21 protein-coding genes are annotated in these 26434 nt (G+C 70.3%); 5 read left to right on the top strand and 16 right to left on the bottom strand.

Going from position 1 to position 26434, the window contains the following annotated elements; translation table 11 throughout:
• Nucleotides 1–143 precede the first annotated feature (143 nt).
• The 5 genes from ACFQ7F_RS28565 to ACFQ7F_RS28545 form a co-directional block, all read right to left on the bottom strand.
• A complete protein-coding gene (locus ACFQ7F_RS28565; RefSeq protein ID WP_383276005.1) occupies nt 144–1013 on the bottom strand; it encodes an esterase/lipase family protein in 870 nt (289 codons plus the stop codon).
• A 190-nt stretch (nt 1014–1203) separates the two neighbouring features.
• Complete coding sequence (locus ACFQ7F_RS28560; protein ID WP_383276002.1) at nt 1204–1872, bottom strand: response regulator; 669 nt, start codon at nt 1870–1872, stop codon at nt 1204–1206.
• Nucleotides 1869–3173, bottom strand: coding sequence for a sensor histidine kinase (locus ACFQ7F_RS28555; protein WP_383275999.1), 1305 nt, complete (start codon nt 3171–3173; stop codon nt 1869–1871). The genes ACFQ7F_RS28560 and ACFQ7F_RS28555 overlap by 4 nt, the downstream gene beginning before the upstream one ends.
• An 87-nt stretch (nt 3174–3260) precedes the next feature.
• Nucleotides 3261–4235 carry a hypothetical protein gene (locus tag ACFQ7F_RS28550; RefSeq protein WP_383275996.1) on the bottom strand — a complete coding sequence of 325 codons (975 nt, stop codon included), beginning with the start codon at nt 4233–4235 and terminating at the stop codon, nt 3261–3263.
• A 13-nt stretch (nt 4236–4248) separates the two neighbouring features.
• A complete protein-coding gene (locus tag ACFQ7F_RS28545) occupies nt 4249–7767 on the bottom strand; it encodes a DNA polymerase III subunit alpha (protein WP_383275993.1) in 3519 nt (1172 codons plus the stop codon).
• 186 nt (nt 7768–7953) lie between these two features.
• On the opposite strand from ACFQ7F_RS28545, the gene ACFQ7F_RS28540 reads away from it, so the two are divergent.
• Together ACFQ7F_RS28540 and ACFQ7F_RS28535 are read left to right on the top strand one after the other, a co-directional pair.
• Nucleotides 7954–9006: a DUF3533 domain-containing protein gene (locus tag ACFQ7F_RS28540; protein WP_383275990.1), complete on the top strand. Its 1053-nt coding sequence runs from the start codon at nt 7954–7956 to the stop codon at nt 9004–9006.
• Between the two features lie 47 nt (nt 9007–9053).
• Complete coding sequence (locus ACFQ7F_RS28535; RefSeq protein ID WP_383275987.1) at nt 9054–10199, top strand: AAA family ATPase; 1146 nt, start codon at nt 9054–9056, stop codon at nt 10197–10199.
• Between the two features lie 165 nt (nt 10200–10364).
• On the opposite strand, the gene ACFQ7F_RS28530 is transcribed toward ACFQ7F_RS28535, so the two are convergent.
• The 8 genes from ACFQ7F_RS28530 to ACFQ7F_RS28495 form a co-directional block, all read right to left on the bottom strand.
• Nucleotides 10365–11450 (bottom strand): S1 family peptidase, encoded by a 1086-nt coding sequence (locus tag ACFQ7F_RS28530; RefSeq protein WP_383275984.1) that lies wholly within the window; start codon nt 11448–11450, stop codon nt 10365–10367.
• Nucleotides 11451–11725: 275 nt separating this feature from the next.
• Complete coding sequence (locus ACFQ7F_RS28525) at nt 11726–12670, bottom strand: slipin family protein (RefSeq protein WP_383275981.1); 945 nt, start codon at nt 12668–12670, stop codon at nt 11726–11728.
• A gap of 184 nt (nt 12671–12854) precedes the next feature.
• Nucleotides 12855–13754, bottom strand: coding sequence for a S1 family peptidase (locus ACFQ7F_RS28520; protein WP_383275978.1), 900 nt, complete (start codon nt 13752–13754; stop codon nt 12855–12857).
• A 271-nt stretch (nt 13755–14025) separates the two neighbouring features.
• Nucleotides 14026–14844: a DUF1684 domain-containing protein gene (locus tag ACFQ7F_RS28515; RefSeq protein WP_383275975.1), complete on the bottom strand. Its 819-nt coding sequence runs from the start codon at nt 14842–14844 to the stop codon at nt 14026–14028.
• A 68-nt stretch (nt 14845–14912) separates the two neighbouring features.
• Nucleotides 14913–15887 (bottom strand): ABC transporter substrate-binding protein, encoded by a 975-nt coding sequence (locus tag ACFQ7F_RS28510; RefSeq protein ID WP_383275972.1) that lies wholly within the window; start codon nt 15885–15887, stop codon nt 14913–14915.
• Nucleotides 15888–16003: 116 nt separating this feature from the next.
• Complete coding sequence (locus ACFQ7F_RS28505) at nt 16004–16756, bottom strand: amino acid ABC transporter ATP-binding protein (protein ID WP_383276014.1); 753 nt, start codon at nt 16754–16756, stop codon at nt 16004–16006.
• Nucleotides 16757–16761: 5 nt separating this feature from the next.
• Nucleotides 16762–17637, bottom strand: coding sequence for an amino acid ABC transporter permease (locus ACFQ7F_RS28500; protein WP_383275969.1), 876 nt, complete (start codon nt 17635–17637; stop codon nt 16762–16764).
• Nucleotides 17634–18491, bottom strand: a complete 858-nt coding sequence (locus tag ACFQ7F_RS28495; RefSeq protein WP_383275966.1) for an amino acid ABC transporter permease — start codon at nt 18489–18491, stop codon at nt 17634–17636. Before ACFQ7F_RS28495 ends, ACFQ7F_RS28500 begins: the two co-directional genes overlap by 4 nt.
• 523 nt (nt 18492–19014) lie before the next feature.
• On the opposite strand from ACFQ7F_RS28495, the gene ACFQ7F_RS28490 reads away from it, so the two are divergent.
• Nucleotides 19015–19992: an ABC transporter substrate-binding protein gene (locus ACFQ7F_RS28490; RefSeq protein WP_383275963.1), complete on the top strand. Its 978-nt coding sequence runs from the start codon at nt 19015–19017 to the stop codon at nt 19990–19992.
• A gap of 91 nt (nt 19993–20083) precedes the next feature.
• On the opposite strand, the gene ACFQ7F_RS28485 is transcribed toward ACFQ7F_RS28490, so the two are convergent.
• On the bottom strand, nt 20084–21367 hold the full coding sequence (locus tag ACFQ7F_RS28485; protein ID WP_383275960.1) for a DUF5685 family protein: 1284 nt from the start codon (nt 21365–21367) through the stop codon (nt 20084–20086).
• A 289-nt stretch (nt 21368–21656) separates the two neighbouring features.
• Between ACFQ7F_RS28485 and ACFQ7F_RS28480 the strand changes: the two genes are divergently transcribed.
• Nucleotides 21657–22100, top strand: a complete 444-nt coding sequence (locus ACFQ7F_RS28480; protein WP_383275957.1) for a cell division protein SepF — start codon at nt 21657–21659, stop codon at nt 22098–22100.
• A gap of 13 nt (nt 22101–22113) precedes the next feature.
• Here the strand turns inward: ACFQ7F_RS28480 and ACFQ7F_RS28475 are convergent, their stop codons facing one another.
• Nucleotides 22114–23310 (bottom strand): acyl-CoA dehydrogenase family protein, encoded by a 1197-nt coding sequence (locus ACFQ7F_RS28475; RefSeq protein ID WP_383275954.1) that lies wholly within the window; start codon nt 23308–23310, stop codon nt 22114–22116.
• A gap of 106 nt (nt 23311–23416) precedes the next feature.
• Nucleotides 23417–25042 (bottom strand): MFS transporter, encoded by a 1626-nt coding sequence (locus tag ACFQ7F_RS28470; protein ID WP_383275951.1) that lies wholly within the window; start codon nt 25040–25042, stop codon nt 23417–23419.
• A gap of 230 nt (nt 25043–25272) precedes the next feature.
• Here ACFQ7F_RS28470 and ACFQ7F_RS28465 point away from each other — a divergent pair, with 230 nt between their 5' ends.
• Nucleotides 25273–26433, top strand: a complete 1161-nt coding sequence (locus ACFQ7F_RS28465) for a hypothetical protein (protein ID WP_383275948.1) — start codon at nt 25273–25275, stop codon at nt 26431–26433.
• Nucleotide 26434 lies beyond the last annotated feature (1 nt).

The raw sequence follows: 26434 nt of genomic DNA, 5'->3' as shown, positions 1-26434 counted from the left end.
GCGGCCCCGGGCCGCCGGTTTTGGGGGGGTTGGGGCCCCCCGACCCCTCGTGCCGGGCGGGGGTCCCCGGCGGCCCTCTGCCCTTGCGGAACAGCAGTTCAGGGGAAGCAACTCCAGGAGAAGCAGGTTCAGGAGAGGCAGGTTCAGGAGAAGCAAGTACTCGGCGTCGCGTGCGCCGGGTCCAGCGCGTTCGCGACCTCGTGGTGCGCGACCCGGTCGAGGATCCCTATCGCCACGTGCTCCGACAGGTCGACGGGGCACAGATCCTGGATGGTGACGTTGCGTACGCCGGGGCCGTTCAGGAACTGTGTGCGGTACGGGGTGACCACCTCGTCGTACTTGGTGGCGATGACGGTGTAGCGCACGCCGGGGACGGTGTCGCCGCCTTCGTTGAGCTTGGTCAGGAACGGCGATCCGGCCACCTGGTCGGCGAGGCTCGGGGTCTTGGTGGTGAGCAGGTCCTCGATGCCCGGGAAGTAGGGCAGCAGCTTGGCGAAGCCGAGCAGAGTGGTGCCGTGGTTGTCGGGCGCGAGACCGACCAGGGCGTTCACCTTCTGCGCGCCGCCGAGGAACTTCAGGTAGTAGCGGGGCATCATGCCGCCCTGCGAGTGGCCCACGAGGTCCGCCTTCGCGGCGCCCGTCGAGGACAGGATCTTGTCGACGAAGCCGTCGAGCTGCTCGGCCGACTTGTCGATCGGGCCGAGCCCGTTGAAGAACGGCACGCCGGGCAGCTGGCCGTAGTCGAGCGAGAAGACGCAGTAGCCGCGCCTCACCAAGTAGGGCGCAAGGACGAGCCAGTTGTCGATGGAGTTGCCGAAGGTGCCGTGGACGAGGACCACGGGGCGCGGGTGGGCGGCGGACGGCTTGCAGCCGTAGTCGTTCCAGCCGCTCGACGAGGCAGCGGGAGCGGCGGGGGCGGCGGACGCCGTGGCGGTGGGGGCGGTGAGGGTGAGCGCGCCCGTCACGAGGAGGGCGGCGGTGAACGCTCTGAGCGCTCGTCTCCAGGGCAGCATCGTGTGATCTCCTTGCGGCTCAAGGGAGTTGCGATGAGTGAGCCCTGTGATCCGGATCACGAGGATGCCGTGCACACGCCAAATTACGGGCGAGTAGTAAAAGTGTGAAGTTACGCGTCGGTAAAACTTCCAGCAGGTACTGGCACGGTCGCCCGGGAACGTCCGCTGCGGGCGCCTACCGCGGGGGCGCCTACCGCGGGGGCGTCACGAGCCCCACCTCGTACGCGATGATGACCAGTTGGACCCGGTCGCGGGAGTCGAGCTTGGTGAAGAGCCGCGCCACGTGCGCCTTCACCGTGGCGACGGTGATGAAGAGTTCGGCGGCGATCTCCGCGTTGGACAGACCGCGGCCCACCAGCGTGAGCACTTCGCACTCGCGGTCGGTGATGCCCTTGACCGTCCGCCGGGCCTGTGGCGCCTGATCGGGCCGCGCGGCGAACTCCTCGATCAGGCGCCGGGTGACGCTCGGCGCGATCAGACCGTCCCCTGCGGCCACCACATGGATCGCCGCGAGGATGTCCTCGAGCGCCATGTCTTTGACGAGGAATCCGCTCGCGCCCGCGCGGAGCGCGCCGTAGACGTAATCGTCGTCGTCGAAGGTGGTGAGGACGAGGACACGGGTCGTGCCGCCCTCCGCCATGATCAGACGGGTGGCTTCGATGCCGTCCATGCCGGGCATGCGGATGTCCATCACGACGACGTCGGGGCGTACGTCACGGGCAAGGCGGACCGCCTCCGCGCCCGTCCCGGCCTCCCCCACGACCTCGATGTCAGGAGTGTCGGCCATCAGGACGCGCAGGCCCGCGCGGACGAGGGGCTGGTCGTCGGCGAGTACGACACTGACGGTGCGGCCGGTCATCGGGCCGTCTCCGGCAGGGGCAGCAGGGCCGTCACCCGGAAGCCGCCTTCGGGGCGCGGCCCCGCGGTGAACCGGCCGTGCAGCAGGGCGACGCGCTCGCGCATGCCGACGAGGCCGAACCCGGTGCCCGCGGACAGACCGCCGCGGCCGTCGTCCTCTATTTCGAGGGACAGCTCGCCGCCCCGCTGCTCGACGGTCACCCGGCAGGTGTCCGTTCCCGCGTGGCGTACGACATTGGTGAGAGCCTCCTGGAGGATGCGGAACGCGGCCAGATCGATGTCGGGGGGCAGGGGCCCGCACTCCCCGCGCCGGTGGACCTCCGCGCGGACTCCCGCGTCCCGCGCCGACGCGACGAGACGGTCGATGTCGGCGAGCCCGGGGGCGGGTTCGCGGGGCGGCGCGGACGCGTCGCGGTCTTTGGAGCCCGGCGCGTCATCGGCGGCCCCCGGCTCCGCATCGGGCCTGCGCAGCGCGACCAGCGTCCGCCGCAGCCCCGCCAGGGTCTCCCTGCTGGTGGCCTCGATGGTGCTGAGCGCGTTGCGGGCCTCCGCGGGCTGGGTGTCGATGACCCGGCTGCCCACACCCGCCTGGATGGCGATGACGCCGATGCTGTGGGCGATCATGTCGTGCAACTCCCTTGCGATGCGCAGCCGTTCGGCGGCGACGGCACGGGCCGTGGCCTGGGCGCGCAGCGCGGCGGCGTGCGTACGGCGCTCACGGACCGAACTGCCCGCCATCCAGGCGGCGATGAGGGCGACGGCGATGAACACCACGGTCTCGCCGTTGTTGCTCGCCCAGCCGGAGGGCCGGCAGCCCTCCGGCCGGTACGGGACGGGTTGGCAGTCGCCGTCGGGCGGGAAGGCGAAGAGGGTGACGGCCTGGGTCGTGAACGCCATGAGGGCGGCGGCGATCGAGGTGCGGCGCGGGCGGGTGGCGGCGAGACAGCCGACGGCGCAGACCCCGGCAAGCGTCTGGAGGTAGCTCATCTCGATCTTGCGCATCTCCATCGTGGCCGCCACCGCTCCCAGGAGCAGGAAGGCGAGCGCCGGCAGCGGCCGGTGCCTGAGGAGGGACGCGACCACGGCCGTCAGCGCGATCGACGCGAGGACCATCAGGATGTCGAAGCCTTGCTGCCCGTTGTCGAAGGTCACGTACGTGACGACCGGATAGATGGCGGCCCCACTCCAGGCCAGACCCGTGCGCACCCAGTGCCACAAGCGCCCTCCGGCCACGCGTCGGCTCCGTCTCTCCTCGGTCTCCACGGCATCCACGGCCATGGGCTGACCTGGGTCGATGTCCATGCGCCGATCGTATGTGCCCTTTCCCCGCGGGGGTATTGGCCCGCGGTCGTACGCCCAAGGACTACCGGAAGCCTCCGGGGCGCTCGGTCACGCCGCCAGCGTTCCCGGCACGATCGCGCCAGGACCGAACTTCGCCCGCGCCCGGTCGGCCACCTCCTCGATCCGCCGGGCCTTGTCGTCCACCGGATCGAACATCAGCTGGTGGGCGGCCCGTTCGGCGGGCCCGAGCCCTTCGGCGCGCAGCGAGATGCCGCGCACCCGGGCCCGCTGGAGGCCGAGCGCCTCGTACATCCCGTACGCGGTCGTGGTCAGCGCGCCGGAGTGCGCGGTCGGTTCGGGCAGCGTACGGGTGCGGGTCGTCGTGGAGCGGTCCGCGTAGCGCACGGCGAGGGTCAGGGAACGGCACACCTGGTCCTCGTCGCGCATCCGCGCACCGAGTTCATCGGTGAGCGAGAGCAGCGCTCTACGGTGTCGTGCGGGGTCCAACTCGTCTCGCGGGAAGGGCCGTTCGGAGGCGAGGGAGCGGGCGGCGGCGTTCGGCACGACGCGTGCGCGGTCGACGCCGTGCGCCTTCTCGTGCAGCTCGCGGCCGGCTCGGGCGCCCACGAGGCGTTGCAGCGTGGACAGCGGCGCGGCGGCCACCTTGCCGACGGAGTCGAGCCCGTACCCGCAGAGGGTGCGGGCGGTGGCGCGGCCGACCCCCGGCAGTTCGGCGACCGGCTTCGGCCCGAGGAACTCCGCGACGGCGCCGGGCTCCGGACCCACGACCCGGGTCACCCCCGGCGCGGCTCCCCGCACGGCCATCCGCGCCAGCATCGGCCCGGGCCCTGCGCCGATCACGCAGTCCACCCCGTAGTGGGCGAGCGCCCGCACCCGGATCACCGAGGCGAGTTCGACGGCGTCGCGCCCGAAGTAGCGCATCGCTCCCCGTACGTCGACGAGCGCGGCGTCGGGCGGCAGGGCCTCGACGACAGGGCTGAACTCGCCGAGCAGCATGAGCAGTCGGGGTACTGCGGCCTCGTACATGGGCGGCAGGAGAAAACGTACGCAAAGGGTGCTCATCCCGCGCTCCTCCTCATCCCGCGCTCCCCGGACTCTGGTGCCACAACTTGCGTCCTGTCGCCGCCCGTTCGCCGGGTGGCTGGAGGTCGGCCCAGGGGTGCATCTCGTACCCCGTGGACATCCGGATACGTCGGCCGCCGTCTGCCGAGCCCCGGCGGCCGCCGTCCTCCGACGCCCCGTCGGGCTCCCCTTCCGGTCCTGGCCCGACAAGGCTTTCCGGTCCCGGCTCCGCGAGCCGCGCGCCCACCGCCTCCAGCCCGCCCTCCTTCCGCAGCTCCACCAGCTCCGCCAGATTCCATGCCGCCGCGCCGACCACGCTGAGGCTGCGCGGCCCGCGCCGCTGCACCACTCCGCGGACAAGGAGCAGCCAGGAGTGGAAGACGGTGTGCGCGCACCGTTCGTGGGCGTCGTCGAAGAAGGCCAGGTCGACCAGGCCCGTGCCGTCGTCCAGAGTGCTGAAGATGACCCGCTTCCCGGACCGGATCGGCGGGGTCTGGGTGGCCGCCTTGGCGCCCGCGACAAGGACGGTCGCCCCGTGTTCGGCCTCCCGCAGACGGCGGGCCGTCAGTACGCCGAGCTCACGGAGGAACTCCGCGTGGTCGCCCATGAGATGGCGCGATGAGTCCATGCCCAGGACGCCGAGCTCGGCGCTGAGCCGTTCCGCGTCGTCCAGGTCGGGCAGCCCGGCGGGTGCCGTCTGCCGCCCGCCGGACAAGGGGAGTTGGGCCCCGGATGAGCTCCGCGCGCCCCGCCGCAGCTCCGTCAGGTGAAGTTGCAGGTCGCGGCGGTTGGCGCCGAACGCGTCGAGCGCGCCGACCTGCGCGAGCCGCTGCGCGACCGGCTTTCCGGGCCTTGCCCGCTCCCAGAAGTCGAGGAGCGAGGCGTAGGGCTGCCCGTCCGCGATCCGCGCGGCCTCGGCCTCGCTGATGCCGTGGACGTCGGAGAGCGCGAGGCGCAGGCCCCACACCTCCCGGGGCCCGGCTGTATCAGCTTTATCAGCCTTATCAGCTTTATCAGACACCAGTTCGATACGGTGAGCGACCGCGGACCGGTTCACGTCCAGCGGAAGGATCGGCACCCCCCGCCGCCGCGCGTCCGCGAGCAGCAGCCGCTTCGGGTACATGCCGGGGTCGTGCGTGAGCAACCCCGCGTAGAAGGCAGCCGGGTGATGGGCCTTCAGCCACGCCGACTGGTAGGTGGGCACGGCGAAGGCCACCGCGTGCGCCTTGCAGAAGCCGTACGAACCGAAGGCCTCGATGATCTCCCAGGTCCGGCCGATCGTCTCGGCGTCGTACCCCTTCGCCGCCGCCTGCTGCGCGAACCAGAACCGGATCCGCCCCTGCGATTCAGGGTCGGAGAGCCCCCTGCGCACCCGGTCCGCCTCGTCGCGCCCGCAGCCGGTCATGATGTCCACGATGTCGATGATCTGCTCGTGGAAGACGACGACGCCGTACGTCTCCTTGAGCGGCCCCGCCAGATCCGGGTGCGGGTAGCGGATGGGCGCGCGGCCGTGCCTGGCCTCGATGAAGGGCCGCACCATGTCGGCGGCGACCGGTCCAGGACGGAAGAGCGAGATGTCGACGACCAGGTCGTGGAAGGTCGCGGGCTGCAGCCGTCCGACCAGGTCACGCTGGCCCGGCGACTCGATCTGGAAGCAGCCGAGGGTCTCGGTCGACTGGATGAGCCGGTACGTCGCCGGGTCGCCCGGCGGCACCGCGTCCACGTCCACCCGCTCACCCGTGGCCCGCTCGACCTCCCCCACCGCGTGCGCCATCGCCGACTGCATCCGCACGCCGAGCACATCGAGCTTGAGCAGCCCGAGGTCCTCCACGTCCTCCTTGTCGAACTGGGACATGGGCAGACCCTCGCCACTGGTGGGCATCACGGGCGTACGCGCGAGCAGCGAGGCGTCGGAGAGCAGTACCCCGCACGGGTGCATGGCGACCCCGCGCGGCAGCGCGTCCAGGGCCTCGACCAGGTCCCACAGCCGCCCGTGTTTCTCCGTCTCCCCTGCCACCGCCCGCAGTTCGGGCAGCTCCTCCATCGCCGAGCGGGCGTCCCGCGCGCGGATGTGCGGGAAGGACTTGGCGATCTTGTCGATCTCGGCCGGGTCCATGGAGAGGGCGGCGCCCACATCGCGGATGGCGTGGCGGACCCGGTAGGTCTCGGGCATGGCGACGGTCGCGACCCGCTCGGTGCCGAAGCGGCCGATGATCGCGCGGTAGACCTCGAGACGGCGGGCCGACTCCACGTCGATGTCGATGTCCGGCAGGACGGCCCGCCGCGTGGACAGGAACCGCTCCATGAGCAGGCCGTGCTCGACGGGGTCGGCGTGCGCGATACCGATGAGGTGGTTGACCAGGGACCCGGCGCCGGAGCCGCGCGCCGCGACCCGGATCCCCAAGTCACGTACGTCGTCGACCACTTGGGCCACGGTGAGGAAGTAGGAGGCGAAGCCGTGGTACGCGATGATGTCCAGCTCGTGGTGCATCCGCTCCCAGTACGCGCGCTGCGTGCGGCGCCTGTCGTATCCCCGGAGCACCATCCCCGCCGCCGCCCGCGATGCGAGCACGCGCTGCGCGGTGCGGCGCCCCGCGCCTACGAGGTGCGGCTCGGGGAAGCGCACGGAGCCGATGCCGATGTCGTCCTCGGGGTCGACGAGACACTCGGCGGCGACCGACCGGGTCTGCTCGACGAGGTGGCGGGCGGTGTCGCGGCGGAAACCGGCCGCCTCCACGATCCGCTCGGCGTTGCCCAGCATGGCGTCGGCGCCCTTCAACCACCGCTCTCCGCTGTCGAGTTCCTTGGTCGGGTCGACGGGGACGAGGCGGCGTGCGGCGTCGAGCACGTCGGCGACCGGGCCCATGCCGGCGTCGGCGTAGCGGACGGCGTTGCTCAGGACGGGGCGGACGCGCTGCTCGGCGGCGAAGCCGACGGTGCGGGCGGCGAGGCGGAGGGAACCGGGTCCGGTGCCTTCGCGGCCGTGCCACACGGACTCCAGGCGCAGCGCGTCTCCGTAGCGCTCGCGCCAGGGGATCAGGAGGCGGGCGGCCCGGTCGGGGCGCCCTGCGGCCAGTGCGCGTCCCACGTCGGACGCGGGGCCGAGCAGCACGGTCATGCCGTCGCCGTGGTTCTCCTCCCACGGAAGCACGGGCTGCCCATCGCCGCTCCGGTGCGCGGCGGTGATCAGGCGGCACAGCGCGGCCCAGCCCGTGGCGCCGTCGCGGGCGAGGAAGGTCACGCGCGGGGTCGACTCATCGATGAAGGCACCTCCGCGCACCGGGGTCCGTCGCCGCGCACCGCTCGCCGGGGTCGGTTCCCCCACCGCGAGCTCGGCCCCGAACAGTGGCCGCACCCCCGCCTTCGCGCAGGCCTTGGCGAACCGGACGGCTCCCGCGAGGGTGTCCCTGTCGGTGAGCGCGAGGGCGTCCATGCCCCGCTCGGCGGCGCGCTCGGCGAGCCGCTCCGGATGCGATGCCCCGTAGCGCGGGGAGAACCCGGAGACGGTGTGCAGATGCGTGAACCCGAGCACACGCACCTCCTGAAACCCTGAATCGATCCGTTCTCACATCCCCCGCCTCCACCATAGACCAAGTTTCGAACGTACGTACGACACCGACGTACGGCACTCGGTCCGAACCCGGTCCGACCCGCACCCGCTTCGCCCATTCGGCCCCGCCCACCTGCGGGAACGACAGGGGCCACGGAGCGTGGGGGCATGAGTTTCACCGATGAGTTGAAGAGCGCCGTCACCCCGCGAGCAGCCCTGCTGGTCATCGGCGTACTGGTCCTGCAGCTGCTGTTCATCGCCTCCTACGTAGGGGCCCTGCACGACCCGAAGCCGAAAGACGTGCCCTTCGGAGTCGCCGCTCCGGGTCCCGCGGCGAAGGAGACCTCGGACAAGCTCGGGAAACTCCCCGGTGGCCCGCTCGACCCCCGCGTGGTCAAGGACGAGGCCACGGCCCGGCACCAGATCATCAACCGCGACATCGACGGCGCCCTGATCGTCGACCCCCGGGGCACCACCGACACCCTCCTGGTCGGCTCGGGCGGCGGCACCGTCCTGGCCACCGCACTGGAGAAGATCGCCACCCAGGTCGACGGCGCCGAGAAGCGCACGGTCAAGACCGTGGACGTGGCCCCGGCGTCCACCAAGGACTTCGACGGGCTCTCGTCCTTCTATCTGGTCGTCGGCTGGTGCGTCGGCGGCTACCTGTGCGCCTCGATCCTGGCGATCAGCGCGGGCTCCCGGGCCGCCAACGGCGGGCGCGCTCTGATCAGGACCGGCGTCATGGCGCTCTACTCGATCGCGGGCGGCCTCGGCGGCGCGATCATCATCGGACCGATCCTCGGCGCCCTGCCCGGCAGCATCATGGGGCTGTGGGGCCTGGGCTCGCTCGTCGTCTTCGGGGTCGGCATGATCACGCTCGCCCTGCAGTCGCTCACCGGCATCGTGGGCATCGGCCTCGCCGTCCTGCTCGTCGTGATCGCGGGCAACCCGAGCGCGGGCGGCGCCTTCCCGCTGCCGATGCTGCCGCCGTTCTGGAAGGAGATCGGCCCCTGGCTGCCGCCGGGCGCGGGCACCTGGGTGGCGCGCTCCATCGCGTACTTCAAGGGCAACGCGATCACCGGACCGATGCTGGTGCTCGCCGCCTGGGCGGTCGTGGGCACCGTCGTCACCCTGGTCATGTCCTCGCTGCGCGGGGACCGCCAGCCGGGCCGGCGGCCCGCGATGGAGGACACGCAGGACACCGGCGCCCACCGCCGGTGAAAGACCGCTCCCCGGCCGTTGTCAGACCCGGGTGCGAGGCTTGAGCAATGATCACCACTCTGGCCGTCGAGGGCTACCGCTCCCTGCGCAAACTGACCGTCCCCCTGGACCGGCTGAACGTCGTGACGGGCGCGAACGGCACCGGCAAGTCGAGCCTGTACCGCGCGCTGCGGCTGCTCGCCGACTCCGCGCGGGGCGGGGCGGTCTCGGCCCTGGCCCGCGAGGGCGGACTCCCCTCGGCGATGTGGGCGGGCGAGAAGAAGGCGGAGGCGGGCGGCCTGCGCCTCGGCTTCGCGGGTGACGAGTTCGGGTACGCGGTCGACTTCGGATACCCCATCCCCACCTCGGGCACGGGCGCGGCGCCCTCCCTCTTCAACCTCGACCCCGAGATCAAGCGCGAGTCCACCTGGGCAGGACCCGTGCTGCGCCCCGCCGCGCTGCTCTGCGACCGCGCGGGCCCGGCCGTGCGCACCCGCACCGCCGACGGCGGCTGGCACCGCACCCAGGGCATCCGTCCCTACGACAGCATGCTGAGCGAGCTCGCCGACCCGCAGCTGGCCCCCGACCTGCTGCGGCTGCGCGAGCTGATCAGGTCCTGGCGGTTCTACGACCACGTCCGCACGGATGCCGGAGCCCCCGCCCGCGCCGCCCGCATCGGCACCCGCACCCCGGTCCTCGGCCATGACGGCGCGGACCTGGCCGCGGCCCTGCAGACCATCCGCGAGATCGGCGACCCGGCGGCGCTCGACGCCGCGGTGGACGACGCCTTCCCCGGCAGCCGGGTGGAGATCGCCGAGCACGGCGGCCGCTTCGAACTCCAGCTGCGTCAGCGCGGGCTGACCCGCCCCCTCGGAGCGGCCGAGCTGTCCGACGGCACCCTGCGCTATCTCCTGTGGGCCGCCGCGCTGCTCACACCCCGGCCGCCCTCGCTCCTGGTCCTGAACGAACCGGAGACGAGCCTGCACCCGGACCTCCTGCGCCCCCTCGCGGACCTGATCCTCACGGCGACGAAGGACACCCAGGTCGTCCTGGTGACCCACGCGCAGCCACTGGCCGAAGCGGTGGCCAAGGGGGCGGCCCGCCACCGCGTGGACGTGAACTCCATAGAGCTGCTCAAGGAGTCGGGGCAGACAGCGGTGGCGGGCCGGGAGAGCATGCTGGACGAGCCACTCTGGTACTGGCCCAAACGCTGAGCCGCGCCCCCGAAGGGGCGCGGGGGCGCTTCGACGAAGGCCTTTCCGGGTGGACCGGAGGCCCCTTTGTGAACGCTTCCACAAGAGGGTGCGCAAAGGGGCCGGACCACCCATGGCGGCCCGGCCCCAATCCTGCTCGCCCCCCTGGCCAGGGGGCCTATATGCCTAGCCGATCTCCGCGCCGACGGCGCTCAGCACCTCAGGAACCGGCTGGAAGAACGTCTCCCCGCCGGCGCTGCAGTCACCGCTGCCGCCCGAGGTCAGGCCGAGCGCGGTGTCACCCGCGAAGAGCGCGCCCCCGCTGTCGCCGGGCTCGGCGCAGACGTCGGTCTGGATGAGTCCGTTGACGACGTCGCCGTTGCCGTAGTTCACGGTGGCGTCGAGACCCTTGACCGTGCCGTCGTGCACCTGCGTGGTCGAGCCACTGCGCTGCACCTTCTGGCCGACGGTCGCGTCGCCCGCCTTGGCGATGGCCTGGGTCGAGCCGTTGTAGAGGTCCACCTCGCTGGGGTGCGCGGTGTCGCCGGTGTACTTGACCAGGCCGTAGTCGTTGTCGGGGAAGCTGGAGTCGGCGTTCTCACCGATCACCGGGCCGCCCTGCTTCTCGGACCAGCTCTTGACGGCCTCGGTGCAGTGCCCGGCCGTGATGAAGTACGGAGCGCCGTCCTTGACCACGTTGAAGCCGAGCGAGCAGCGGCTGCCGTCGCCCCAGATGGCGTCGCCGCCCGCGATCAAGGGCTTGAACTCCCCCTTGCTGTGCTGGAGTTCGGCCTTGGAGCCGAGCCCCTTCACGACCGAGTCGAGCTTGTCCAACGAGGCACCCTTGACCGTACGGTCCGCCGTGACGACGACCTTGTTGGTGGCCGGGTCGACCGCCCACGACGTGCCGGGGATGGACGCCTTGTCGCTGAGCGTCGAACGGGCGCTCTTCAGCTGGGCGAGGGAGTTCTCGACGATTCTCGCCTTGGCGCCCGCCGACTCGACGGCGTCCGCCGCACTCTTATCGAGGACGTTCACTACGAGGTTCTTGGCCTTGGCGTCGTAGTACGTACCCGCGGCGTCCGAACCGAGGTCCTCGCCGAGGACCGAGGCGAGCTTTCCGGCCTTCGCGACAGAGAGGGTGTCCGGCGTGGGGGTCGGGGCACTCTCACTGGCGTTCGCAGTCTGGAAGGTGATTCCGGCGGCGATCAGTGCGGTGATGCCCGCACCTGCCACGGCGGCACGTCGCTTGGATATGCGTCGGTGCTTCAATTCACGTCCTCCTGTGGGGGGTCGGCCCGTTCGGTGTGGGGACCTGGGGACCGGAAGGCGTACCGGCACGGAGTCGCTCACGCTGGTAAAGCCGCGTCCATGCCAAATGGTGCGGCCCACTATCCCGATACCGCCTGGTAGCACACAAGGTCTACTTCAGGACGCGCACGCGACCGACACTGTGCGCCCCCTGTGTCTTCACCGGCGCCGGTCTCACCACGTCGGTTCCCGTTGCAAACACCCCGTGCGAGCGGGTGATCGGCAGTGGGTAAGGTCTAGTCCTGTCCGATTCTCGACGCTCCCGGCGCGCCCGGAGCCCCGGCTTCCGAATCCGCCGCACCGAAATCCGGCAGCGCGGGAAGGGGCTCGGCGGGTGCGGGAACAGGCTCAGCGGGTGCGGCGGCAGACTCAACAGACGCGGCGGCGGGCGGCTGCTGCTGCGCCGGCGGAACCGGCGGAGCCGGCTGAGCCCGCTCCAGGAAGCGCAACAGCTCGACGGGGAAGGGCAGCACGAGGGTGGAGTTTTTCTCGGCGGCGACCGCCACCACGGTCTGGAGCAGCCGCAGCTGGAGCGCGGCAGGCTCCTCCGACATCTCGTGCGCGGCCTCGGCCAGCTTCTTGGAGGCCTGCAGTTCGGCGTCCGCGTTGATCACGCGCGCCCGCCGCTCGCGGTCGGCCTCGGCCTGCCGGGCCATGGACCGTTTCATCGTCTCCGGGAGCGACACGTCCTTGATCTCGACCCGGTCGATCTGCACGCCCCACCCGACGGCGGGAGAGTCGATCATCAACTCCAGGCCCTGGTTGAGCTTCTCGCGGTTGGAGAGCAGATCGTCGAGCTCGCTCTTGCCGATGATCGAGCGCAGCGACGTCTGCGCCATCTGCGAGACCGCGAAGCGGTAGTCCTCCACCTGGACGACGGCCTCGGAGGCATCGACCACCTTGAAGTAGATGACCGCGTCCACGCGCACCGTGACGTTGTCCCGGGTGATGCCGTCCTGCGCGGGGACCGGCATCGTCACGATCTGCATGTTCACCTTACGGAGCCGGTCCACGAACGGCACGATCATCGTGAACCCGGGCCCGCGCACCCCGCTCTGCAGCCGCCCGAGCCGGAGCACCACACCCCGTTCGTACTGTTTGACGACACGCGCCGCGGCCATCACATAGACCACTCCGGCACATCCGACGGCCACTCCCGCCGCCACAAGCTCCTCGACCATGCCGGCCCCCCAGGGTCCGAATTGGGCGTGTTGGGCGTGCACTTCGAAGGTAACGCCCCACGGCGCACAAAGGGAGACGGGAGACAGGAGAGAGCCCCCGCCCGGACTTCCGGACGGGGGCTCTCCCGCTGCTGGCTGCAGACCTGCTGCCGTACGTGGATCAGTGGATCGATGGATCAGCGAATCAGTACACGCTCACGCCGTACGCGCTCAGCGCCTCGGTGACCGGCTGGAAGAAGGTCGTCCCGCCCGAGGAGCAGTTGCCGCTGCCGCCCGAAGTCAGGCCGAGCGCCTTGGTTCCCGCGTAGAGCGGGCCACCGCTGTCGCCGGGTTCGGCGCAGACCGTGGTCTTGATCATGCCGTAGACGATGTCACCGTTGCCGTAGTTGACGGTCGCGTTCAGGCCGGTGACCTTGCCGCTGTGGGTGCCGGTGGTCGAGCCGCGCCGGGTGACGGTCTGGTTCACGGTGGGGTTGCCCGCGCTGGTGATGTCCTGGCTGCCGACTGTGCCGGGAGGGGTGGCCGAACCGGCGGCGTACTTGACGATGCCGTAGTCGTTGGTCGGGAAGCTCGATCCCGTCGTGGACCCGATCGTCGTGGTGTGTCCGGAGTTGGACCACCAGGTGCCCGCGCCGTCGGTGCAGTGACCGGCGGTGACGAAGTAGTAGGTACTGCCGCTGCGGACGTTGAAGCCGAGCGAGCAGCGCCAGCTGGACGCGTAGATCGCGTCGCCGCCGGAGACCAGCTTGCTGAACTTGCCGGGAGTGCGCTCGACCTTGAGGGCGTCCGCGTTGCTTCCCGCCGCCTCCCTGATCTTGGCGATCTCGGCCTTGGAGACGGTGCTGTCGGCGGTGACGACCAGGCGGTTCGTCGCCTTGTCGACGCTCCATGCGGTGCCTGCGACATCCGCGCCGAGCACCGCTTCGCTCGCGTTGTTGAGTTGCGCCGAGCTGAAGGTGGTGACGTCATTGGCGTTCGCAGCGGGGACGGCGAGCGCGCCGGCGGCCACAAGTCCGGTGGCCACGGCGAGCAGACGGGTGCGTCTCGCTATGCCGCTGCGGGGGGTGGTGCGCTTGTTCCTCACTTGTTGTTCCTCCCGGGGGGAAGTCAGTGGGCCGTGTGGGTTGCGGCCCGTGAGGCGCAGCCAATGGGCAATTGGCAAGCCGGATTCCGGTTACGCCGTGCCCCTGACAAGCGCTGCTCGGGAGTATTCGGGCCGCGGACACCACGCACAAGAGCGGCTTTCGGCCGTAAGCCATATACATGCCGAGCGGCCCCGGCGGCTGTCGTACCTGTCGTACGCCGCCGGGGCTCGGGTCATCGGCTCTGTTTCTGACGAGCCTGTGTCAGACGAGTCAGCTGTCGATTAGGTTCCGCTCCCCTGCGGCGATTTCGGCGTCAAGGGTGTTGCCCGGGGGCGGAAAGGGGCAGATGAAGTGGTCGGCGAAGGCGCACGGGGGAAGAAGCGCGCGGTTGAAGTCGACCGCCGTGCGCCCCTCGTCGTCGGGCGCGGCGGGCCGCAGGAACCTGAACCGGTAGCTGGACACCCCGCCGGTCGCGTCGCCGAACACCGCCCACAGCGACCCGTCGCCCTCCACCGAGACCTGGAGCGTGTGCTCCTTTCCGGCCAGGCTGAAAGTGAGCTCTCCGCCGAGGCCGAGCCCCCGCTCCACCCCGTCCGCGTTGGCGACCTTGATGGTGCGTACCCCGTCCACCGTGCTGTCGGCGGCGTACGGCGTGAAGAGCCCCGGCACCACCCAGCGCGCGTCGTACTCGGTGGCCTCGATGCCCCGGAAGGCGCGGCGCGTGGCGGACTCCGGGTCGAAGTCGCGTACCGCCCAGAGCCCTTCGCGCCGCAGCACGATCAAGCGACGGTCACCGTGGCCGACGCGGGCCGCGGCGACAGGCCCTGGGTCTGCGCCGAGACGGGCCTCCCCGTTGAAGAGCTGCCCGTCGAGGGTGAGCCCGTCGCCCACTTCAGCGGTCAGGACGAGCTCGTCACCCGCTTCGGTCCAGCGCCCGGGGATGCCCGGAAGCGATCCGTCCGGGTAGTCGGCGAGCCAGTGCGTGCCGGTGAGGGAGAGCGGGCCGTAGGGCGCCGACACCGTCTCCGTCCGCTGCTCGTGCCAGTGCTTCCAGTCGCGTACCGCGTCCGTCGTTGCGTCCGTCGTCATGTGATCAACCCTTCCATATGGGCCTGCGGCCATCCCCTGACGGCTCCCCGCCTCCCGCTCATAGCCCCCTACACCTTGGGCAGACCCTTGGGGTTGACCTTCGACTCCTTCACGGCCTCGCTCGTCAGATCCCAGCGCTTGAGGACCTTGGCGTAGCTTCCGTCCTTGATCACGTGGTTGAGCGCGGCGGCGTACGCCTCGACGAGCCCGCTGTCCTTCTTCGTGGTGGCGGCGATCTCACCCTGGATGCTGGGGCCGCCACCCGAGAGGGTCCCGATGATCTTCGTCTGCCCCGATGACGCGACGTGGTACGCGGCCGAGGGGTTCGGGCCGAGGTACGCGTCGATGCGCCCCGACTGGAGGGCCAGGTAGTAGTCGGAGTCCTTCTGGAAGTACTTGATGTTCACCGGCTTACGACCGGCCTTCTCGTTCTGCTCGCTCCAGTCGACGAGGATCTTCTCCTGGTTGGTGCCGGAGGAGACCGCGATCGTCTTTCCCGCCACGTCCGCGGGCTTCTTCGCCGTCCACTTCGCGTCCTTGCGCGCCTCGAAGGCGATGTTGTCGTGGCGGTAGGTCGCGAAGTCGTACTTCTCCTTGCGCTCCTCGGTCACCGTGACGTTCGAGAAGACCCCGTCGAACTTTCCGCTGTCCAGGCCGACGAAAAGGTTCTCCCAGGAGACCTCCTCGAACTTCGGCTGCAGGCCGAGCGTGTCGGCGACCAGGCTCGCGATGTCGACCTCGGAGCCGATCCGTGTCTTGTCGTCGGTGGCGTAGAAGCCGAGCGGCGCGACCGATTCGGCGCTGCCGCCGAGTCGCAGCGTGCCGCGCTCGCGCACCTTCGCGGGCAGGAGCTTCGCGAGCGCGTCGACCTTCTTGCCGCGTACGCGGTTCTGGTCGGGCCCGATGTTGATGTTGCCGACCTTCTTGGTGCCGGACGCGTCGCCGCCGGTCGCGGCGTCGCTGTCCCCGCCGCAGGCGCTGAGCAGGGGCGCGAGGGCCAGGGCGGCGACGGAGGCGGCGAGGGTGGTACGTCGGGACAGCATGCGGGAGCTCCTGGAGAATGTCGGGCTGAAGAACCCTGAGCGGGCGAAGAACCTTGAGCGGGCGAAGAACCCTGAGCGGGTGAAGAACCCTGAGCGGGTGAAGAACCTTGAGCGGGCTAAAGGACCTTGGAGAGAAACGCGCGGGTGCGGTCGTGCCGCGGACGGTCGAGTACGTCGCCGGGGGTGCCCTGCTCGACGATGAGCCCCTCGTCCATGAAGACCACCGTGTCGGCGACCTCACGCGCGAAGCCGATCTCGTGGGTGACGACGATCATCGTGGTGCCCTGGCTCGCCAAGTCCTTGATGACGTCGAGGACTTCACCGACCAGTTCCGGGTCGAGCGCCGACGTCGGCTCGTCGAAGAGCAGCAGCTTCGGTTCGAGGGCGAGCGCGCGGGCGATGGCGACGCGCTGCTGCTGCCCGCCGGAGAGCTGCTTGGGGTAGGCGTTCGCCTTGTCGGCGAGCCCGACCTTGGCGAGCAGGGCCTCGGCGTCCGCGACGGCCTCCTTGCGCGGCCGCTTCAGCGCCGAGACGGGCGCCTCGACGATGTTCTCCAGGACGGTCAGATGCGGGAAGAGATTGAAGTTCTGGAAGACGAAGCCGATCTGGGTGCGCTGCTTGAGCACCTCGCGTTCGCGCAGCTCGTAGAGCTTGTCGCCGGAGCGCCGGTAGCCGACGAGCGCGCCGTCGACACTGATCCAGCCCTTGTCCACCTTCTCCAGGTGGTTGATGGCGCGCAGGAGCGTGGACTTGCCGGATCCTGAGGGCCCGAGGATGACGGTGACCTCACCCTTGCGCACCTCCAGATCGAGGCCCCGCAGGACTTCCAGAGACCCGAAAGACTTGTGCACGGACCGGAGTTCAACCATCGCGCTCATCGCGATGCCCCCTTAGAGAAGTGGCGTTCGACGTAGTGCTGGAGGACCGAGAGGGCGCTGGTGAGCAGGACGTACCAGGCGGTGGCGACCATCAGGAGCGGCACGACGCGGCCGTTGCGGCCGTAGATGACCTGCACCTGGTAGAAGAGTTCGCCGATCGCCATCACGGAGACGATCGATGTGCCCTTGAAGAGGGAGATGATCTCGTTGGCCGCGTTGGGCAGGATCGAGCGCATCGCCTGCGGCAGGATGATGCGGCGGATCTGCCGCAGCCGCGGGATGCCGAGCGCCGCCGCGGCCTCCAACTGGCCGCTGTCGACGGACAGTACGCCCGCGCGCACGATCTCGGCGGCGTACGCGGCCTGGTGCAGGGCGAGCCCGAGTACCGCCGCGCTCATCGCCCCGACCAGGCCCATCGTGTCGAAGGAGAAGAAGCCGGGCCCGAACGGGATCCCGAACTGCAACTCCTTGTAGAGATAGGCCAGGTTGAACCAGAACAGCAGCTGCACGATGAGCGGGATCGACCGGAACGCCCAGATGTAGGCGACGGCCACCGCCCTCAGGAAGGGGCTCACCGAGAGCCGCATGAAGGCGATCACGATGCCGAGGGCGAAGCCGAGGGCCGTGCCGTAGAAGGTGAGCTGAAGGGTGACCCAGACCGCCTTGAGGATCACGTCGGCGGTGAAGAACTCGGCGAACACCTCCCACTCCCAGCCGGAGTTGGTGGCGAGGCCGTGCACGAACTGGGCCACGAGGACGGCCGTCGCGACGACGGCGGCCCAGCGCCAGGGATGGCGCACGGGGACGACCTTCAGCGCGTCGTGATCGTCCTTTGCCAGGTCACTGGCCGGCTTGCGCTCCGTCACGCTCATCGGGTGCGCCCCGAACCGCGCGCGTAGTGCCGCTCCACGTAGTACTGGCCGATGCTCAGGAGCGAGGTGATCACGACGTACCAGATGGTGGCGACCAGGAGCAGCGGGATGACCTGGTAGGTGCGGTGGTAGACGAGCTGCACGGAGTACAGCAGGTCCTGCACCGCGATCACGCTGACGATCGACGTGCCCTTGAGCGTGCCGATCAGCATGTTCCCCGCGGGCGGCACGATGGAGCGCATGGCCTGCGGAAGGACGATCCGCCGCCATCTGCGCCACCGGCTGAGCCCGAGCGCCTGCGCGGCCTCGATCTGCCCGCGGTCGACGGAGAGGATGCCGCCGCGCACCACCTCGGCGGCGTACGCGGCCTCGTGCAGGGTGAGCCCGATGACGGCGATGGTGATCGGCCCGAGGAGGTTCACGGTCTTCACGCCGAAGAGGTACGGGTACAGCGCCCCGATGTTGAACCAGAACAGCAGCTGCACCAGGATCGGCATCGACCTGAAGAGCCACACATAGCCCCAGCTGACCCCGCGCAGAACGGGGTTGGAGGAGAGCCGCCCCATGGCGAGGATGGCGCCGAGCACGAAGCCGAGCACCATGACGACGGCGGTCAGCCAGAGCGTGAGCCACAGGCCGCGCAGCACGGACGCGGAGGTGAAGTAGTCGCCCACCACGTCCCACTGGAACGCGTCGTTGCGGACGACGGAATTGACGGCGAGCGCGAGGAGCACGAGGACCGCGGCGGCGGCCACCCACTGTCCGGCGCGGCGCTGCGGAACGATGCGCGGAACATCGGGTGGTGGGTCCTGAGGAGGGGCCGGTGCGGCTTTGGCGAGCGTGTCGGAAGACATGGGGAAGGCTCCGTGGTCATCGGAGATCTCCGGCGCACGACGGAACGCTCAACAGAACGTTCGGCGGGAGATCACACACGGGTGATGCCTTCACACGGACCGAGCCCCTCAGCACGATCCGCCTTGAGAGTACGGGGCGCTTTCGGCCCGCTGTCAAGGGTGTCCAGGATATGAGCAGTAGGTCTCACGGCAGTTGACGCGGAAACGGATGCCTGTTCCACTTGCCCCATGCATTCGCAGCAGTGGCTGGTCACGCGCTCCCACATCGACTTTGGTCGAGTGTGGTCGGCGTCGTGTTCGACGACTCTCTGAGCCGACCCCCTGCGCGCTGAGCCCTCTTTTTCCGTTCCTGGGTCTCTTCTGCCTCGCATCTCCCGTGCGCCGCATCTCTTGTGCGTCCGTGCGCCATTGACCTCGCCTTCACACGCGTACACCGCCGCCGCACCGTTCTGAGCGACGGCACCCCTCCCTCGCCGTACGTCCGCTTCGCCCTGCCCTGCTGCCTGATGGAGAGCGTCACGCCATGAGCAAGTCCCCGCATTCCCGTCGTTCCGCATATTCCCGTCATGTTCCGGCGGCCTTCGCCCTGCTCACCGCCGCCACGCTCACGCTCACCGCCTGCGGCTCCGGTGACTCCGCCGACACCACGGGCGGCGCGGCACCCGCGGGCAAGAGCGGCAAGATCCCCACGCAGGACGTGGTCTCCCCGGTCAAGAAGAACGCGGCGGCCGCGAAGCTCCTGCCTGCGGACGTACGCGAGCGGGGCACCCTCAGTCTCGCGACCTCCGTCGGCGGCAGCCCGCCCGGCAACACCTACCTGGAGGACGGCAAGACGATCGTCGGCCAGGACGCCGACTTCGCGGAGGCCGTCGCCAAGGCGCTCGGCCTGAAGCTGAAGCGCGAGGCCGCGAGCTTCGAGGCGATCCTGCCCGCCCTGGACAGCGGGAAGTACGACCTGGGCACCGGAAACTTCGGTGTGACCGAGGAACGGCGCAAGACCATCGACTTCGTCACGTACATCAACGACGGCCAGGGCTTCGCCGTCCGCGACGACAGCAAGCTCAAGAAGGTCACCGACTTCAAGCAGCTGTGCGGTCTGAACGTGGCGACCGGCGCGGGCACCACCTTCGAGGTCACCCTTGAGGACAACAAGCACGTGTGCGAGGACGCGGGCAAGAAGCCCTACAGCGTCAAGACGTACGCCGAGCAGAGCGCGATCTGGGGCTCGCTCCAGCAGGGCCGCAGCGACGTGGTGATGTCCACGATCAACGGTCTGCGCTACGCGGTCGACCAGCAGGAGGGGCTGAAGTTCCTCGGCGAGTACCACCGTCTCGACGTCGGCTTCGCCTTCAAAAAGGGCACGAGGCTGGCGCCCGCCTTCCAAGCAGCAGTGAACCAGTTGATTGAAGACGGCACATACGACCGCATCCTGAAGAAATGGGGTACCCGGGGCTCTGCGATCGAGGAGTCCCAGATCTCCCCGCCGGAGATCAAGGACTGACTGTGGGTCAGGGGTCCGCGCCCGAAGGGGCGCGGGGAACTGCGCGACCAGCCACGACGAGCCCGCAGACGAAAAGCAGACCCGCAAGTAGCTAGAGCCCGCAGTCGCAACACTGGCAGCACTCGCAGACACCGCAGCAGCCACAGTCGCCGCAGTTCGCGCAGCAGCCCTCGCGCTTCTTGCGGGACCAGGGGCCCTCGTACGAATCGGCGCAGCACAGCTTGCAGGTGCAGCAGAGCCCGACGGCGACCGCGCACCCCGCCCAGAACCCCCGCTTGCCCGGCTTCGGCGGCTGCGGCTCGGACCCGGGCCCGCCCCCGAATCCGCCCGGACCGCCAGGACCCCCTGGCCCGCCGGGCACCCCGCCTCCGTACGGATTGCCACCTCCGTACGGGGACTGCGGGCCGTACGGACCGCTGGAGGGAGGTCCGTACGGTCCGCTCTGATCGGGCAGACCACCCTGCGGCGGCCCGAAGGAACCGCCCTGATGGGCCGTCACTTCATGAGTGTGCCCGCAGGCGTCGGTCCCGAAGGCGCGGTCCACCGAACGCCCCAGCTCGTGCGCGAGCAGCATGTGGGCGAGCTTGCCGTCGGTGAATTCGACCTCGCGCAGTGCGAGGCGTATGCCGTGCAGCGCGTCATCGGCGAGGCGGCGGGCCTCCGCGAGGCCGGTGCCCGTGGCCGTCAGCGGGTTCCAGGCGCCCGACGCAGCGTCAGCTTCCTTGTCCTCCACGGCATCCAGGAGATGCGCGAGCCTGCCGAAGAGCCGCCCGGCCTCCGCGAGCGGCTCGGCGTTGTCCGGCCTGCCCGCGATGACGGCGGTGTGCGCGAAGGCCGCCGCGGTCGCGGTCTCGGTCGGCTCGGTGACCGTGAGCAGGGGGGTGCCGGGGCCCGCCAAGCCCTCGATGCCGACTTGCCGTTCGACGGCGTCGAGCAGGACCGCCGTGTCGAAGCCCACGTCGGCGCCGGTGCGCGCGCCCGCCCGGTCCCAGCTCCGTGCGACCTTGCGGGCGGCGGCGGCCACCGGCCTGCGCGCCAAGAGGCCGTCCCCGTCGACGACGTGGTCGCGCACCTTCGCGGACGCGAGCACCAGCGAGACCGCGGCGGCGAGCCGTGCGCCCTCGCCCTGCGCGACGGACGCGGTGCGCATGCCGCGCAGCGGGCAGGGGCCCGCGGTGCGGCGCCAGCCGGTGGACTGCTGGGCCTGAGCCTCCGTCAGAACCGAGATGATCAGGCCGTCGTAGTTGGTCACGACGCGGGCGAACTGTCCGTGATCACCGCGAAGCGCGAGGCAGAGTCCACACAGATGCGCCATCCACTGAGCCTTGAGTCCCTCGCCCAGACGATGGCTGCAGGGCCTGACAATTCCGAACATACGACTCCCCCGTGAGCCCGCTGACGATCAACTCGGGCATCGTATCGAGGGGTCCGTTCACCCGGACGCACCGGCCGTCACCCATACGCCGTGAAGAATCATATTTCACTCACTGTCAGCAGCCGTACACAGCAGACCCCTTGGGGAGCCACGTGTATCGGCGTGTTGACTCTGCACCAGTACCGTCACGAAAACCCCGCGCGGCGACTATCCACTTGGCGCACTATCCGCATCATGGACGAACATGGGGATGCGGAACGCAGAAAGCCCGCTGTGAGAGGAGGCGTCCATGGGATCGGTGCGCAAGGCGAGTGCCTGGCTTGGCCTCGTCGACGACAACAACAACGACGAGCGTTACTACGACGGATATGACGACGACGCGGCCGAGGGACCCGGCGATGCCTGGGTGACCGACCCGCGGGTGCGGGTGGTGGCCGAGGCCGCCGAGGAGGAAGGGCGCCGGATCGGGACCGTGACCCCGGACAGTTTCCGGGACGCGCGCGGCATCGGCGAGCTCTTCCGGGACGGCGTCCCGGTCATCATCAACCTCACATCGATGGAGCCCGGCGACGCCAAGCGCGTCGTGGACTTCGCGGCAGGCCTGACCTTCGGCCTGCGTGGCTCCATCGAGCGCGTGGCGACGCGGGTCTTCCTGCTGACCCCCGCCGACACGCACATCGTCAACGGGGAGGCCACGAGCCGTCCGACGGACGGCTTCTTCAACCAGAGCTAGCGGGCGAGGCCGCTCACCGGAACGCGTCAAGGCCGGTGAGCGCCTTGCCCAACACGAGCTGATGCATCTCGACGGTGCCCTCATAGGTGAGCACCGATTCGAGGTTCGTCGCATGCCGCATGACGGGGTACTCGAGCGAGATCCCGTTCGCGCCCAGGATCGTCCGGGACGTGCGGCAGATCTCGATCGCTTCTCGTACGTTGTTGAGCTTGCCGAAGCTGACCTGTTCGGGACGGAGCCTGCCCGCGTCCAGACGCCGGCCGAGGTGGTGCGCGAGCAGGATGCCCTTGTGCAGCTCGACCGCCATGTCGGCGAGCTTGGCCTGGGTGAGCTGGAAGCCGCCGATGGGCCTGCCGAACTGCTCGCGGGTCTTGGAGTACTCGACGGCTGCCTCGAAGGAGGAGCGGGCGGCGCCCATGGCTCCCCAGACGATGCCGTAGCGCGCGTGGGAGAGACAGCTCAGGGGACCCTTGAGCCCGGTGACCTCGGGAAGCACGGCGTCGGCGGGGAGCCGTACCTCGTCCATCACCAGCTCACTGGTGACGCTCGCGCGCAGCGACCACTTGTGCTTGATCTCGGGCGCCGAGAAGCCGGGGGTCTCGGTGGGGACGACGAAGCCGCGGATCCCCTCGTCGGTCTGCGCCCAGACGACGGCGACACCGGCCACCGACCCGTTGGTGATCCACATCTTGCGTCCGGTGAGCACCCAGTCGGTGCCGTCCTTCTTCGCGTGCGTACGCATGCCCGCCGGGTCGGAGCCGTGGTCGGGCTCAGTGAGCCCGAAGCAGCCGATGATCTCGCCCGCGGCCATGCCGGGCAGCCAGCGCTGCTTCTGCTCCTCGGAGCCGAAGCGGTGGATGGCGTACATGGCGAGGGAGCCCTGCACGGAGACGAGCGAGCGAATGCCGGAGTCGGCGGCCTCCAGCTCCAGACAGGCGAGCCCGTACTGGACGGAGCTCGCTCCGGCGCAGCCGTAGCCCTCCAGGGACATGCCGAGCGCGCCGATCGAGCCGAGCTCACGGGCAAGATCACGGATGCCGGGCAGTTCGCCCTTCTCGTACCAGTCGGCGATGTGCGGCAGGACGCGGTCGGCCGCCCAGGTGCGGACGGTCTCCCGGATCGCGAGGTCCTCCGGCTCCAGGAGGTCGTCGATGCCGAGGGGATCGGTGGGGTCGAAGGGCGGCAGGGGGGTGCGGCTGCGTGCGGACATCTCGGGCCTCCGGCGGCGCAAAAACTAGCAGTGGTAGTTACTTACGGCTCGCGCCGACGTTACGACGCGGGGTCGCGCACGTCCAGAGTCGCCCGGTGCGTCCGCGTCAGCGGACGGATTCCGCAGGAACTCCCGCCTCGTCCCGGGGCGCCGGAATCCCCTGCTCGGGCCGCTCCCCCTGCGTCCCGCATTCCATCGTCCGCGGCAGCTTCAGCGCCATCAGCGCCCCGAGCAGCAGCAGCCCCGCGCTGACCAGCAAGGTCACATGCAGCCCATGCACGAAGGACTCGCGCGCGGCGCTGCGCAACGCGTTGCCCGCGGCGCCGCCGAGCCCCGAAGCGACTTGGTACGCCTCACCGAGCGAGTGACTGGCGGCGGCGCTCTCCTTGGCGGGAACGCCCTGCACTGACGAGAGGCCCGGCGCGTACGCCGCGTTCATGACGCTGCCGAGCAGTGCGATGCCGATACCGGCGCCCAGCTGGTACGAGGTCTCGCCGATCGCGGCGGCGCCGCCCGCCTGCGACGGGGGCGCCTCGCTGAGCATCGACTCGTACGAACCGAAGAGCGTGAGCTGCAGGCCGAGGCCGAGGAGCACGAAGCTGGTGATCAGGAGCGAGTCGTTGGCCCGCTCACCAAGCCCGGTGAGCATCAACACGGCCACGGCGGTGAGGGTGAAGCCGAAGGCGACCATCGTGCGCGGGCCGAAGCGGTGAAGCACCTTCGATCCGGCGAGGCCCGCGGCCATCGCGGCGACGGTGAGCGGCACGAGCCGCATACCGGTCTCCAGCGGGGAGAGGCCGAGCACCAGTTGCAGATACTGCGCGGCGACCAGTTCGAGGCCCACCAGGGCGAGCATCGCGAGCACGATGCAGCCGAGCGAGGTGCTGAACGCGGGCCGCGCGAACATCGACAGATCGATGAGCGGGAACTTGCGCCGCCGCTGCCTGCGGACGAAGCCGATGAGGAGGAGCCCGCCCAGGAAGAACGAGAGGAGCGTCGTCATGCCGAACGGCGACTCTCCGCCACCGGCCCGCTTCACCGCGAACACGAGGCCGAAGAGACCGCCCGCGGCCATCAGCGCGCCGACCACGTCCCACGGCCCGTCGCGGTCGCCCGTCGACTCGGGAAGCAGCAGGCGCCCGATGGGCAGGCTGACCAGCATCAGCGGGATGTTTATCAGGAAGACCGAGCCCCACCAGAAGTGCTCGAGCAGGAAGCCGCCGAGCAGCGGTCCGCCCGCCGCGCCGATTCCGGCCACCGCGCTCCACACACCGATGGCGACGGCCCGCTCACGCCGGTCGGGGAAGACCTGGCGCAGGATCGAGAGGGTCGCGGGCATGATCATCGCGCCGCCGACGCCGAGCAGGGCGCGGGCCGCGATCAGGACCTGGGCGTTGTCCGCCATGGCCGCCACGGCCGATGCCACGCCGAAGAGGGCGTAGCCGAGCAGCAGCACACGTCTGCGGCCCACCCGGTCACCGAGGGTGCCGAAGAGGATGAGCAGCGAGGCGCAGACCAGTGGGTAGACGTCCACGATCCACAGCAGCTCGATGCCGCCTGGCTTCAGGTCTTCGGTGACGGCGGGCACCGCCACATGCAGAACGGTGGCGTCGACGGCGACGAGCAACAGGCTTACGCAGAGAACGACGAGCACCAGCCAGCGGTTGGCGCCGCCCTGCGACCCGGGTACCCGACGGCCGGAAGGAGCGGTGGCCGTGGTTGAACCCGACATGTGCGATACCTCCCAGTGATCCCTCGCATCGGCGGCCCCGCGGGACGTGATCTCCCAGCTGGCGGCAACGAAAGGCGAGTGAGCCGTCAGAGTACGCGAGTTCACGGCTGTGGCGCGTGGCGGACCTCTCACGGTTGAGCGCAGAAGGTGTGGCGTACGCCACGCTGCCCACGCATGGACCACGCACCCGAGCGGGCAGCCGGTTCCCGCCTGTGCCGATAATCGAGCCCGTGACCGACCTGGAACAACGCCTGCCACCGCCCTCCTACGGCGCCCGTGCGGGCGCCGCGCTGCGCCGTGCGGCGCCCGCGCTCCTCGCCTACATGGGGGTGCGCGCCCTGGGGCTCGCGGTGCTCGCGGTGTGGAGCGCGGCGGCGGGCAAGAGCCCGCACACGCTCCTCACGGCCCGCTGGGACTCGCTCTGGTACACCCGCGTCGCCGAGCACGGCTACGGCTGGGAGGTGCGGCTCCCGGACGGCAGCGTCCACTCGAACCTCGCGTTCTTCCCGCTGCTGCCCTGGCTGGAGCGGCTCGTCTCGGCGATCAGCCCCCTTTCGTACGCCGACGCGGGCCTGGTGGTGAGCTGGCTCGCCTCGCTCTGCGCCGCCGCCGGGATCTTCGCGATCGCCGATCACCTCTACGGGCGCCGCGCGGGAATCTGCGCGGTCGCGCTGTGGGCGGTCCTGCCCGTGGGGATCGTGCAGTCGATGGCGTACAGCGAGTCGCTCTTCACGGCGCTCGCGGCCTGGTCCCTGTACGCGGTGCTCACCGGCCGCTGGGTGTGGGCGGGCCTGCTCGCCTCCTGCGCGGGCCTGACCCGCCCCGTGGGCGCCGCGGTCGTCGCGGCGCTCTGGGTGACGGCGGCCGTCCATATCCACCGGGAGCGGCAGGCCGGGTGGCGCATGATCCTCGGCGCGGTCCTGGCCCCGCTCGGCGCCGCGGGCTACGTCCTGTGGGTCGGCCACCGCACCGGCGACGGCCTCCTCGGCTATCTCGACGTCCAGGCCGGCTGGGGCAACGGCTTCGACTTCGGCTACGCCTTCGCCCGCTTCATCGGTGACAAGTTCACCGCCTTCCCCGCGGCCCTGGCGGGGGTCGGCCTGATCGTCGGGGTCGCCCTGGTGATCTGGCTGTACGTCATCGGCGTACGCGGGAGGCAGCCGCTGCCACTGCTCGTCTACAGCGGGATCGTCGTGGCGCTCGCCCTGTGCGCGGCGGGCTATTTCGGCTCGAAGCCGCGCCTCCTGCTGCCCGCCTTCCCGCTGCTCCTGCCCCTCGCTGTGGCACTCGCCCGGCTGCGTTCGTCCAGGTCGGCGATGGTGCTCGGGGGTGTGGCCGCGGCGAGCGCGGTGTACGGGGCGTTCTGGCTGAACGGCTCGGGTCCGCCATGAT

This window comes from Streptomyces sp. NPDC056486 (assembly GCF_042795295.1).
Classification (GTDB): Bacteria; Actinomycetota; Actinomycetes; order Streptomycetales; family Streptomycetaceae; genus Streptomyces.
Note: the sequence above shows the minus strand (reverse complement) of the source record. Positions and strands in the feature narration are given on the sequence as shown.

Coding starts and splice junctions, on each gene's coding strand:
- ACFQ7F_RS28485 (WP_383275960.1), bottom strand. CDS start 21,367: ATGTTCGGAATTGTCAGGCCCTGCAGCCATCGTCTGGGCGAGGGACTC.
- ACFQ7F_RS28500 (WP_383275969.1), bottom strand. CDS start 17,637: ATGAGCGTGACGGAGCGCAAGCCGGCCAGTGACCTGGCAAAGGACGAT.
- ACFQ7F_RS28470 (WP_383275951.1), bottom strand. CDS start 25,042: ATGTCGGGTTCAACCACGGCCACCGCTCCTTCCGGCCGTCGGGTACCC.
- ACFQ7F_RS28525 (WP_383275981.1), bottom strand. CDS start 12,670: ATGGTCGAGGAGCTTGTGGCGGCGGGAGTGGCCGTCGGATGTGCCGGA.
- ACFQ7F_RS28550 (WP_383275996.1), bottom strand. CDS start 4,235: ATGAGCACCCTTTGCGTACGTTTTCTCCTGCCGCCCATGTACGAGGCC.
- ACFQ7F_RS28490 (WP_383275963.1), top strand. CDS start 19,015: ATGAGCAAGTCCCCGCATTCCCGTCGTTCCGCATATTCCCGTCATGTT.
- ACFQ7F_RS28535 (WP_383275987.1), top strand. CDS start 9,054: ATGATCACCACTCTGGCCGTCGAGGGCTACCGCTCCCTGCGCAAACTG.
- ACFQ7F_RS28540 (WP_383275990.1), top strand. CDS start 7,954: ATGAGTTTCACCGATGAGTTGAAGAGCGCCGTCACCCCGCGAGCAGCC.
- ACFQ7F_RS28480 (WP_383275957.1), top strand. CDS start 21,657: ATGGGATCGGTGCGCAAGGCGAGTGCCTGGCTTGGCCTCGTCGACGAC.
- ACFQ7F_RS28505 (WP_383276014.1), bottom strand. CDS start 16,756: ATGGTTGAACTCCGGTCCGTGCACAAGTCTTTCGGGTCTCTGGAAGTC.
- ACFQ7F_RS28515 (WP_383275975.1), bottom strand. CDS start 14,844: ATGACGACGGACGCAACGACGGACGCGGTACGCGACTGGAAGCACTGG.
- ACFQ7F_RS28475 (WP_383275954.1), bottom strand. CDS start 23,310: ATGTCCGCACGCAGCCGCACCCCCCTGCCGCCCTTCGACCCCACCGAT.
- ACFQ7F_RS28555 (WP_383275999.1), bottom strand. CDS start 3,173: ATGGACATCGACCCAGGTCAGCCCATGGCCGTGGATGCCGTGGAGACC.
- ACFQ7F_RS28495 (WP_383275966.1), bottom strand. CDS start 18,491: ATGTCTTCCGACACGCTCGCCAAAGCCGCACCGGCCCCTCCTCAGGAC.
- ACFQ7F_RS28510 (WP_383275972.1), bottom strand. CDS start 15,887: ATGCTGTCCCGACGTACCACCCTCGCCGCCTCCGTCGCCGCCCTGGCC.
- ACFQ7F_RS28565 (WP_383276005.1), bottom strand. CDS start 1,013: ATGCTGCCCTGGAGACGAGCGCTCAGAGCGTTCACCGCCGCCCTCCTC.
- ACFQ7F_RS28560 (WP_383276002.1), bottom strand. CDS start 1,872: ATGACCGGCCGCACCGTCAGTGTCGTACTCGCCGACGACCAGCCCCTC.